General features: G+C 66.1%; 7 protein-coding genes. 6 read left to right on the top strand and 1 reads right to left on the bottom strand.

All coding sequences use genetic code 11. From position 1 onward, the window contains the following. Window positions 1-3: 3 nt before the first annotated feature. Complete coding sequence (locus tag AB4Y36_RS33760; protein ID WP_368685313.1) at window positions 4-2,940, bottom strand: PAS domain S-box protein; 2,937 nt, start codon at window positions 2,938-2,940, stop codon at window positions 4-6. A 245-nt stretch (window positions 2,941-3,185) separates the two neighbouring features. Between AB4Y36_RS33760 and AB4Y36_RS33755 the strand changes: the two genes are divergently transcribed. The 6 genes from AB4Y36_RS33755 to doeA all read left to right on the top strand — a co-directional run bounded on the left by AB4Y36_RS33755 (window position 3,186) and on the right by doeA (window position 11,661). Then, window positions 3,186-4,046: a Ku protein gene (locus tag AB4Y36_RS33755; RefSeq protein ID WP_368685312.1), complete on the top strand. Its 861-nt coding sequence runs from the start codon at window positions 3,186-3,188 to the stop codon at window positions 4,044-4,046. A gap of 41 nt (window positions 4,047-4,087) precedes the next feature. Next, window positions 4,088-6,691 (top strand): DNA ligase D, encoded by a 2,604-nt coding sequence (ligD, locus tag AB4Y36_RS33750; protein WP_368685311.1) that lies wholly within the window; start codon window positions 4,088-4,090, stop codon window positions 6,689-6,691. A 223-nt stretch (window positions 6,692-6,914) separates the two neighbouring features. Continuing rightward, window positions 6,915-8,327, top strand: a complete 1,413-nt coding sequence (locus AB4Y36_RS33745; protein ID WP_069263710.1) for a PLP-dependent aminotransferase family protein — start codon at window positions 6,915-6,917, stop codon at window positions 8,325-8,327. 108 nt (window positions 8,328-8,435) lie between these two features. Then, entirely contained in the window at window positions 8,436-9,416 is a 981-nt protein-coding gene (gene eutB / locus AB4Y36_RS33740; RefSeq protein ID WP_069263711.1) for a hydroxyectoine utilization dehydratase EutB, read from the top strand. A gap of 1 nt (window position 9,417) precedes the next feature. Continuing rightward, a complete protein-coding gene (locus AB4Y36_RS33735; protein ID WP_368685310.1) occupies window positions 9,418-10,443 on the top strand; it encodes a cyclodeaminase in 1,026 nt (341 codons plus the stop codon). A 9-nt stretch (window positions 10,444-10,452) separates the two neighbouring features. Continuing rightward, complete coding sequence (gene doeA / locus AB4Y36_RS33730) at window positions 10,453-11,661, top strand: ectoine hydrolase DoeA (RefSeq protein WP_368685309.1); 1,209 nt, start codon at window positions 10,453-10,455, stop codon at window positions 11,659-11,661. The last annotated feature ends 1 nt before the right edge of the window (window position 11,662 follow it).

Here is an 11,662-nt window from a genome sequence, read left to right as displayed (position 1 = left end):
CTTTCAGCGCGCGACCAGCAGCTCGAACAACGTGTGGAAATCGACTGGCTTCGTGAGATGCGAGTCGATGCCGCTCATGCGCGAGCGCAGCCGGTCGGCGTGCTGGCCCCAACCCGTTAGCGCGATGATCTGAAGGCCGGCGTACCGCGGGCTTTGACGAATCTGTCGCGCGATTTCATAGCCGTCCATGCCGGGCATGCCGATGTCGAGTACGACCGCATGTGGCACCGACTGCGCCAGCGCACCGAGCGCGGCGGCGCCGTCATAGACCACGCGCACTTGCGCGCCTTCGCCCGAGAGCACCATGGCGAGCGAATCGGCGGCGTCGCGGTTGTCGTCGACCACGAGAATGCGCTTGCCCGCGAGCGGCTTCGCAGCGCGCGCCACGCTCGCCGGGGTCTCGCGCGCTTCCGTGGGTGTCTGCTGCGAGAGCGGCAGGCGCACCGTGAAGGTGCTGCCTTTGCCGGGGCCGGCGCTTGCCGCCTCGACGGTGCCGCCGTGCATGCGCACGAGATGTCGCACCATGGTGAGGCCAATGCCGAGGCCCCCCTGGTTGCGGTCGGCTGGGCGGCTGACCTGAGTGAACAGTTCGAACACCTGATCGATCTGCCCCGCCGACATGCCGATTCCGGTATCGCTCAGTGCGACGACGACCCACTCGCCTTCGCGGGTGGCGTCGAGCCGGATCTGGCCGCCCGTGTCGGTGTAGCGCGCCGCGTTGTTGAGCATGTTCGCGAAGACCTGCGTGAGCCGCACGCGATCGGCGTCGAGAACGAGCGGCGTGTCGGGAAGCGTGATGCTCAGTTCATGATGGGCCTGATCGATGGCGGGGCGGCTCGTCTCGACGGCATTCTCGATGATTTCCGCGAGCGCCACGGGCGCCTTCACGAGGCCGATCTTGCCGCGCGTGATGCGCGACACTTCCATCAGGTCGTCGATCAGCCGCACCATGTGATGCACCTGACGATCGAGCATGTCGAGGATCGGCGCGGAGTCCGGTGGAAACTCGCTGTGCCGGATGAGGTGCAGCGCATTGGCGATCGGCGCGAGCGGATTGCGCAGCTCGTGCGCGAGCGTGGCGAGGAATTCGTCCTTGCGCCGGTCCGCTTCCTTGAGCGCGTCTTCGGCGTTCACGGCTTCGGTCACGTCGATCGATACACATACGTGGCCGCGAAACTCGCCGTTCGCGGAAAACCACGGCGCACAACAGGTTTCGAACCAGTGCCAGCCTGCATCCTTGATTTTCACGCGCAGCCGGCTCTGGAACGCGCAATGGTCGAGTTGCGCAGCCTGTAGGCGCGACAGAAAGCCGGGCAGATCGCGCGGATGCACGATGGTTTGCCAGCCGGTTTCGAGCAGCTGTCCGGGCGTTAGGCCGATCGCCGTGAGATAGCGCTGGTTCAGATAGACCGTATTGCCTTGCGTGTCGATTTGCCAGATCAGTGCGGGCGACGCTTCGGCTAGCGCGCGAAAGCGCGCCTCGCTCTCGCGCAGCGCTTCCTGTGCGCTGCGGCGGTCGTCCACGTCGATATTCATGCCCACCCACTTGCGCACTGTGCCGTCCGGATTCCAGATCGGCGCGGCGCGCACGTTGGTCCAGCGCCAGCCACCCGCGGCGACGTGCAGGCGATATTCCGCGTTCACCACGCGTTGTGCCGCAATCGCGTCTTTCCATTGGCGCAGCGCGTAGGCGCGGTCATCGGGATGGACGGCGTTCGCCCAGCCTTCGCCGAGCCATTCTTCGCCGGGCTGCCCGGTATATTCCGACCAGCCCGGCGAGACCGACTCGGCCTGACCTTGGGCATCGGCTTCCCATACGGCCTGCGCAAATCCTTCCACCAACGCGCGAAAGCGCTCCTCGCTGTCAGCGCATTCAGTTTCCACGCGCTTGCGTTCCGTAATGTCCAGTGCGAATTCGGCGCACCTGGAAGCCATGCCCGTGCCCGAGATCCGCGTGGGCGCGAAAAGGCCCCACCAGCGCGTGCCGTCCTTGCGGATCAACTGCCGTTCATAAGGCTGTGTGCGTCCGGTGGTGGCGAGGTCGGTGACCGCACGCGTCGTGACGCCGAGAAATTCGAGCGGCACGAGCCGGTCCCAGTGCGCCGCGGCGCGCAAATCCTCGCGGCTATAGCCGCTCATCTGCTCGAAAGCGCCGTTGGCGTCGGCCATGGTGCCGTCGAGGTCGAAGAACAGCACGCCCACGGTTTCGATGGAGATGGCGGCCTGCAGGCGCGCCTCGCTCTCGCGCAGCGCCTCTTCGACCTGCTTGCGGTGCTCGGCTTCGTCGTGGAGCTTCGTATTGATGTTCTGCAGCGTGCGCGTGCGTTCGGCCACCTGCTGCGCGAGATTGCGGCCCGCGTCCTGGGCGTCGCTCAGCGCGCTCGTCAACTGGTGGGCCGCGCTCGCGCAGGAGGCGAGACCTTGTAGCTGGCGCGCGTCCTCGGCGTCGAAATGTCTTTCTTCGCCGTGCGTCACGGCCCAGACCGTGCCGACCACCGTGCCGTTGACGCGCCATGGCACGTGCAACGCCTCGCTGATGGGTGGATCGATCGCGCGGTACGAAGCAAAGCTGCGTGCCGGCCGGTCGAAGAGAAGCATGGTATTGCGCCCCTCGGTCACGCCGCAGGGACAATCGTCGCCGGGAAGCGTGCGGTCCACGTCGGCAGCCAGTTCGCCGGCCACCGCGCCCCAGCGGAAGCGGGCCGTGGGGCCGTCGCGCTCGGGCACGCTCACGCCGGCCGACTCGGCGCGGCAAAGCGTGAGTGCGAGCCGCGCGAGCATAGGCAGCACACCTGAGGGATTGTTCGCCATTTCATGCGCGAGCGCAGCAAGCGCACGGCTCTCGCCCTGGTAGTCGGGCAGTCGGTTCGGGCGGTTCACCAGGGCTTCGGTGATCAGCGTTTCCTCGACCGTGAGCGCAGGTGCGCCGTTGTCTTGCATGCTGCCTCCGCTTTAGTCGTCCGCCGCCCCGGCGTTCGCATCTTCGGTGCAAAGTTGCTAACGCAGGTGGAGCCCATTGTGTTTGCGGGTAAGCATCGCGTATTCCCGTAGATAAAAACCGGGAGATGCCAGCACGTTTTGTTGCGTCCCTTTGAACACAGCGCACTTCTGAACGGGCCGCAAGGGCGGCGGGCATTGTATTTGCGTGATGGCCGCACGGTACGGAAGGCGAGGAGGATGCGAGCATGCCACGCGCGATATGGAAAGGCGCCATCACCTTCGGGCTCGTGTATGTGCCGGTCGAAGTGTTCCCGGCTACGCAGAGCGAGCGTACCGGCTTCAACCTGCTCGATCGGCGCACGCTGGACCCAGTTGGCTATCAGCAGATCAACAAGCGCACGGGCAAGGCGGTCCAGCACGCCGACATCGTGCGCGGCTACGAGTATGAAAAAGGCGCCTACGTGGTGATGTCCGACGAGGAGATCAAGGCCGCGAGTCCCGAATCGACGCAGACGGTCGAGCTGCTCGCGTTCGTCGAGGCGTCGCAGGTCTCCTTTCTCTACCTCGACACGCCGTACTGGCTCGCCCCCGATAAGCGCGCGGGCAAGACCTACGCGCTCTTGCGCGACGCGCTCGCGGCGAGCGGCAAGCTCGGCATTGCGAGCGTCGTGCTGCACAGCCGGCAGCATCTCGCGGCGCTCGTGGCGGTCGGCCCCGCGCTTGCGCTGCAAACGCTGCGGTGGGCCACCGAGGTGCGCGAGTTCGATGCGGTGAAGCGGCTGCCCAGCAGTGCAAAAGCCGCGGGCGTGAGCACACAGGAACTGCAAATGGCGCGCAAGCTCATCGACGACATGAGCACGGACTGGGACCCCAAAACGTATCGCGACACCTACCTCGACGCGATTCTCGAACTGGCCGGGCGCAAGGCGCGCGAAGGCAAGGCGCACGAACTCACGCCCGTTGCGGCACCCGCGCCTGAGCGGCGCGGCGCGGATATCGTCGACCTTTCCGAGTTGCTCAAGCGCAGTCTCGGCAAGCGCAGCGAGCGCGGCGCGAGTGCGCCGCCGCGGAAAACGGCGCCGAAGCGCGGACGGCGCGCGGCATGATGAACGCAAATGCGGCTCAGAGAGCGCAACAAGGGTGAACGATGAAGCACAAACTCGAAGTCTACGAACAGAAGCGCCGCTTCGATGAAACCCCGGAGCCGCGTGGTCGCACTGCGCGACGCAGCGCGAAACCGCGAGAGGGTGAAGGATCGTTCGTGATACAGCGTCACGATGCGCGGCGGCTGCACTACGACTTTCGCCTCGAGCTGGACGGCACGCTCAAGTCGTGGGCTATTCCCAAGGGCCCGAGCCTCGACCCGACGGTGAAACGGCTCGCCGTGCATGTGGAGGATCATCCGCTCGAATATGGCTCGTTCGAAGGGCGCATTCCCGAAGGCAGCTATGGCGCAGGCACGGTGGCGATCTGGGACCACGGTGTGTGGCGCCCCGAGGGCGGTTTGCGCGGCGCGCGCGAAGGGTATGCGCAAGGCAAGCTCAAATTCACGCTGGAGGGCGAGCGGCTGCACGGCGGCTGGGCGCTCGTGCGGAGTCCCATGCACGACGGCAAACAGGAGAGCTGGTTGCTGATCAAGCAGCGCGACGACGAGGCCATGCCTGAAGACAAATTCCATGTAGTCGAGGACGAACCTGCTACGTCGAAAACGTCGAAAACATCAAAAAAGGGCGCCCGCGCGGGCAACCGGGGCGCGAAGCAGGAGGCAGCCACGGCACTGGAAGGCGCAGTGCGCGCATCGATGCCAGAGACACTTGCCCCGGAACTTGCTACGCCGGTCGACGCTCCCCCGCACGGCGACAACTGGCTCTACGAAATGAAGTTCGACGGCTACCGCGTGCTGGCGCGCATCGACCGCCACGCGCGCGGCAAGGGCGATGTGCGTATCTTTACCCGCACCGGCAACGACTGGACAGCGAAGTTTCCGCGTCAGGTGCAAGCGCTGCGCGCGCTGAAGGTCGAATCGGCGTGGCTGGACGGCGAGGCCGTTGTGCTCGACGCGGCGGGCGTGCCCAACTTCCAGGCGTTGCAGAACGCGTTCGACGCGGGCCGTGCGGGCGACATCACGTTTTGGCTCTTCGATCTGCCTTGGCTAGACGGCGTGGACTTGCGCGGCGTGGCGCTCGAGGCGCGCCGCAATAAGCTCTCGGCGCTGCTCGCACAAAAGCCTGACGATGCGCTGCGTTTTTCGGCGGCCTTCGAGGGCGAACCGCAGGCCCTGCTCGAAGCCGCCTGCGAGGCGAATCTCGAAGGACTCGTCGCCAAGCGGCGCGATAGTCGCTACACGTCCACGCGCAGCGCAGCCTGGCTCAAGCTGCGCTGCTCGCGGCGCCAGGAATTCGTGATCGGCGGCTATACGGAACCGAAGGGCAGCCGCGAGGGGTTCGGCGCACTGCTGCTCGGCGTGTACGGCGACGATGGCGCGTTGCAATATGCCGGCAAAGTGGGAACGGGTTTCGACGCGGCGCGCCTCGAAGCGATGGCGGGCGAACTGCGTGCGCGCGAGCGCCAGAACTCGCCGTTCGCGGCGGTGCCGGCGGCCGAGCGTCGCGCGGGCGTGCACTGGGTGCGGCCCGAACTCGTGGCGGAGGTGCGCTTCAAGACATGGACGAGCGCGGGCGTGGTGCGCCAGGCGTCGTTCGTCGGACTGCGCGAGGACAAGCCCGCAAAGGACATCGTGCGCGAAGGGCAGTCCACGCCCGTGCAGGCGGTGGCGAACCAACGCGAAAAGAAGGTCGCGAAGCAAGCCTCGACGGACGCACCAAAGACTGTGAGCCGCACGCGCCGGGCCGCGCACGACGAAGCCGAAGTCGCCGGCGTGCGAATCACCCATCCCGAGCGGGTGATCGACGCGCAAAGCGGACTGCGCAAGATCGATCTCGTTGAGTACTTCGAAGCGATTTCCGCATGGCTGCTGCCGCACGTGCAAGGGCGCCCCGTTGCGCTTGCGCGTGCGCCCAAGGGCGTGGGAGGCGAGCTGTTTTTCCAGAAACACGCCAAAGCGTTGCAGATTCCCCATGCCACGCAGCACGCCGGTCTCGATCCAGGCCATGCACCTCTGCTCACGCTCGACTCCACCGAAGCGCTGGTCGGCGCCGCGCAGATGGATACGATCGAACTGCACACCTGGAATGCGCTCGCGGCAAGCATCGAAAAGCCCGACCGCATCGTCTTCGACCTGGACCCCGATCCCTCGCTCGGTTGGGAGCGCATGCTCGAGGCCGCGCAGCTCACGCGCGAACTGCTCGAGGCGCTGGGCCTACGGGCATGGTGCAAGACGAGCGGCGGACGGGGCCTGCACCTGGTGGTGCCGCTCACGCGCCCTGCCGGCTGGGACGAGGCGAAGGACTTCGCGCGCGCGGTGGCGAGCCACATGGCGGCGACGCTGCCCGAGCGCTTCAGCGCGAAGATGGGGGCGCAGAACCGCAAGGGCCGGATTTTCGTGGATTATTTGCGCAACAACCGCGGCGCGAGCACAGCTGCGGCTTATGCGCCGCGGGCGCGGCCCGGTCTTGGCGTATCGGTGCCGGTCGATTGGGACGAACTGCACACGCTCACAAGCGGCGACCAGTGGAATGTCGCGAACGTGCGCGGGCGGCTCGAAGCGCTGCGCGCCGATCCGTGGAGTGGCTACGAAAAGGCGCGCCAACGGATTACGGCCGCTATGTGGAAACAACTCGGCGTGAAGTGAAAGCTTATCGTCAGATGCCAACCAGGCTCGCCAGCTCGTCGCCTCCGAAGTGGGTTCGCTGGCGCAGCGCGAGCGCGGCGCGCGAAATCGAGGTGCTGACCGACGCTGGCGGTGTCGATTTTCCGGACCTGATTGTCCTTTTTTTACACGCAATTGTCCTGAGACAATAATTTTCCGCCCCGTTTCTGAGCGACCATGAACGCTTACCGAGGAGCGGATCGAGATGGCGTGGGCGACGATTTCGGGCGAGTGGCGTGACGCGGTCGGGGCCGCGCACGGCGCAGAGTCCAAATACAAACGGCTGGTCAAGGCGATTGCACAGGACATCGAGCGCGGCGCGCTCGTTTCCGGCGTGCGCCTCGCACCGCAGCGCGAGGTGGCCTCGGAACTGGGCGTGAGCGTGCAGACGGTCACCAATGCCTACAAGGAACTCGAAAGACAGGGCCTGATTCGCTGCGAGGTGGGGCGCGGCAGCTTCGTCGCCGCGCGCGTGACCGAGTCGATGTCGAACTATATTCTCGACACGGCCGAGCGCGAGATCGTCGACTTTTCCATTGCGCGCATCGTTCACACGCCGCAGCACGACGCCGCGTGGCGTGATGTGTGCGCCACGCTCGCCACGCTGGACGATCAACCGTGGATTCGCTCGTTTCGCCCCATCGCGGGCTTCGAGCATCATCGCCAGGCAGGCGCGGCGTGGCTCGCCTCGCTCAACATGCCGGTGAAACCCGAATCGCTCCTCATCACCAATGGCGCGGCGCACGGCATTTTCCTCGCGCTCGCGTCCACGGTGGGCCCCGGAGACACGGTGCTCTGCGAAAGCCTCACGGACCACGGCGTAATCGGCTCGGCAAACGTGCTGGGCTTCACGCTCAAGGGGCTCGAAATCGACGAGTACGGCATCCGTCCCGAGCATTTCGAGGAAATGTGCGACAGCGAGCGCGTGAGCGCGCTCGTGTGCACGCCGACCTTCAACAATCCCACCATGGCCGTCTTGCCCGATTCGCGCCGCCGCGCGATTGCGCGCATTGCGGAGCGCTATGGCGTGTACGTGATCGAGGACGATGTGTATGGCGCGCTGCCCGCGAAAGCCAACACGCCTGTCGCGAGCCTGATTCCCGAGCTGGCGTTCTATTGCACGAGCATGACCAAGTCGGTGCTCACCGGTCTGCGCACGGGCTATCTCGCCATGCCGCGCCGCCTTGCGCTGCGCGTGGAAAGCGTGTTGCGCGTGAGCAGCTGGATGGCGACCTCGCCGATTGCGGAGATTGCCACGCGCTGGATCATGGACGGCACCGCGCGGCGCCTCGTGGAACTGCAGCGGGAGCGGCTCGCCGCGCGCCAGGCGATGGTGCGCGAGGCGTTGGGCGACTATGTGCTCGGCGCGCATCCCAACGCGCTGTCCGCCTGGCTGCGCGTGCCCGACTACTGGCAGGCGGACCGCCTCGTGCGCGAATTGCGCAATCGCCAGATTGCCGTGACTTCGCCGGACCCATTTCTCGTGGGCGGCACAGCGCGTCCCAATGCGGTGCGCATCAGCCTTGGCGCGGAAGCGTCGGACACCGCGTGCCGCAACGCGCTGCAGACCATGGCGGGCGTGTTCGAGCAGTATCCGCACGTGCACGATTTCAACTAGACGTTGCGTCTGCCCATCCGGGCGCGCGGATTGTACCAGGACATTAGAAAGCCCGTTTTGGCTCATTAGACTGGATTGCACAGATTCACAGGAAGGAACGTGCATTTCATGTCGTCGCTTTCGTTTTCGTCACTCTCGCTTGCCGATGTCTACCGCGCGCGCCAGCGGCTCGCCGGCCGCGTAGCGCACACCCCGCTCGTGGCGTCTCCCACTTTGTCGGCGCGCGTGGGCGTGCCGGTCTACTTCAAGCTCGAAACCGTGCAGCCCACGGGCAGCTTCAAGTTGCGCGGCGCGACCAACGCGGTGGCGCATCTCGCCGAGTCGGGCGTGAAGCGCGTCGTCACCGCGTCCACCGGCAATCATGGCCGTGCACTCGCGTATGCGGCACACGCGCTCGGCATGGAGTCGGCCGTCTGCATGTCGTCGCTCGTGCCGCCCAACAAGGTCGAAGCCGTGGCTGCGCTGGGCGCGCGCGTGGTGATCGCGGGCAAGAGCCAGGACGAAGCGCAGATCGAAGCGCAGCGCCTCATGCGCGAAGAAGGCTATGCGTTCGTGCCGCCGTTCGACGACTTGCACGTGATCGCCGGGCAGGCCACCATCGGCCTTGAAATTCTCGAAGCGCTGCCCGACACCGCGACCCTCGTGGTGCCGCTTTCGGGCGGCGGACTGTTCAGCGGCGCAGCGTTTGCGGCGAAGCAGATCCGGCCGGACGTGCGCGCCATCGGCGTTTCGATGGCGCGCGGCGCGGCCATGCACGCGAGCCTCGCGGCGGGCCATCCCGTCGACGTTGAGGAAAGCGAAACATTGGCCGATTCGCTGGGCGGCGGCATTGGTCTCGACAATCGCCACACCTTCGCGCTGACTCGCGCGCTGGCCGATGAAGTCATCCTGCTCGGCGAGCCTTCGATCGCGCACGGCGTGGCCCATGCGTACCGCGAAGAACGCCTCGTGGTGGAAGGCGCGGGCGCGGTGGGCATGGCGGCGCTGCTCGACGGGCACATCGAGCGCAGCAAAGGCCCGCTCGTGATCGTCGTGAGCGGCGCGAACATCGACATGACGGTGCACCGCCGTCTCGTGACGGAGGTTTGAAATGCATTCCGAGTTGTCACCTGAGTTGCCGCCGGTTACGTTGCTGGGCGCACAGCAACTGCGCGAACTCGTCCCGCTCGATCTTGCGGCCGTGGATCAGGTCGAATCCGCATTCGTTGCGCTCGCAACCGAAGCCGTTGTCATGCCGCCCATTCTCAACCTCGCGCTGCCCGAGCGGCATGGCGAGGTCGATGTGAAAACGGCGTATCTGCCACGCTTCGAACAGTTCGCCATCAAGATCAGCCCCGGCTTTTTCGACAATCCCTCGTTGGGCCTCCCGAGCCTGAACGGGCTGATGCTCGTGCTCTCTGCGCGCACGGGTCTTACCGAGGCCGTGCTGCTCGACAACGGTTATCTGACTGCCGTGCGCACCGCCGCGGCGGGCGCAGTAGCCGCGCGCTGGCTTGCGCGTTCCGACGCGCGCCATGCGGCGATCATCGGCGCGGGCGAGCAGGCGCGCCTGCAACTCGATGCGCTCATGCTGGTGCGCAAGATCGACAGCGTGAGCGTTTGGGCCCGCGATGTGGCGCGCGCTTCGGTCTTCGCCGCCGACGCCGAACGCCGCCACGGCGTGCGCGCCCGCGTCGTCGCTTCGGTGCACGACGCGCTCGCGCAGGCCGACGTGGCCGTGACGACCACCCCCAGCCGCACACCGCTCGTGCACGCGGCGGACTTGCACGCCGGTCTGCACCTCACGGCCATGGGCTCCGACGCCGAGTACAAGAACGAACTCGCACCCTCGGTGTTCGAATCGGCGCGCTATGTCTGCGACCGCTTGCAGCAAACGCGCGTGCTCGGCGAACTCAGGCACGCGATCGAAGCGCACAAGGTCGCGCCCGATCGCGGCTTCGCGGAGCTGGGCGAAGTGATCGCGGGCCGCCGCGAGGGCCGCGTAAGTGCCAACGACATCACGATCTGCGACCTCACCGGCACCGGGGCGCAGGACACCGCCATTGCCGTTCTCGCCTTGCAGCGCGCCCGCGCGACCGGTGCGGGCGCGGTGTTTCACAACGCAGTCACGCCTTGAGAGGGAAAGATGTCCGCAGCAACTGAAAAGAGTGAGGTGGCGCCGCGCCTCGTGTTCGCACGCAGCGAATACGACGCGCGCATTGCGAAGACGCGCCGCGCGATGCAGGACGAAGGCATCGATCTGCTGATCGTCACGGACCCGACCAACATGAACTGGCTGACCGGCTACGACGGCTGGTCGTTCTATGTCCATCAATGCGTGCTGCTGACCATGGACGGCGAACCCGTCTGGTTCGGTCGCGGCCAGGACGCGAACGGCGCGAAGCGCACGGCGTTCATGTCGCACGGCAATATCATCGGTTATCCTGATCATTACGTTCAGTCTCCCGTGCGTCACCCCATGGACTATCTGAGCACGGAAGTCATCGCCGCGCACGGCTGGGACACACTGCGCATCGGCGTGGAGATGGACAACTACTACTTCAGCGCGGCGGCCTACGCGTCGCTCCAGCGCCATTTGCCCAAGGCGCGCTGGGTGGACGCCACCGCGCTCGTGAACTGGCAACGCGCGGTGAAGTCGCCGCGCGAGATCGAGTACATGCGCGTCGCGGCGCGCATCGTCGAGAAGATGCATGCGCGCATTCTCGATGTGGTCGAGCCGGGCATGAGGAAGTGCGACCTCGTTGCACAGATCTATGAGGCGGGCATTACCGGCGTGGAGGGCCACGGCGGCGACTATCCCGCCATCGTGCCGCTCCTGCCCACCGGCGCCGATGCCGCCGCCCCGCACCTCACGTGGGACGATTCGGCATTCACGGCGAACGCGGGCACGTTCTTCGAGATCGCGGGCTGCTACCACCGCTATCACTGCCCGCAGTCGCGCACGGTCTATCTCGGCAAGCCGCCAAAGCACTTTCTCGATGCGGAGAAAGCCGTGGTGGAAGGCATCGAGGCAGGCCTTGCCGCCGCGAAGCCCGGCAACGTGTGCGAGGACATCGCCAATGCGTTCTTTGCGGTGCTGCGCAAGTCGGGCATCGAGAAGAACAGCCGCTGCGGCTACCCCATCGGCGCGAGTTTTCCGCCCGACTGGGGCGAGCGCACCATGAGCCTGCGTCCGGGCGACCGCACGGTGCTCGAACCCGGCATGACGTTTCACTTCATGCCAGGGCTGTGGCTCGACGATTGGGGCCTCGAGATCACCGAAAGCATTCTGATCACTGAAACCGGCGTCGAAACGTTCTGCACCACGCCGCGCAAACTGTTCGTGAAGGAGTAGG

Source organism: Paraburkholderia sp. BR10936, from assembly GCF_040965735.1.
Classification (GTDB): domain Bacteria; phylum Pseudomonadota; class Gammaproteobacteria; order Burkholderiales; family Burkholderiaceae; genus Paraburkholderia; species Paraburkholderia nodosa_A.
The sequence above is the reverse complement of the archived record's forward strand: the minus strand, read 5'-3'. Positions and strand labels throughout refer to the sequence as shown.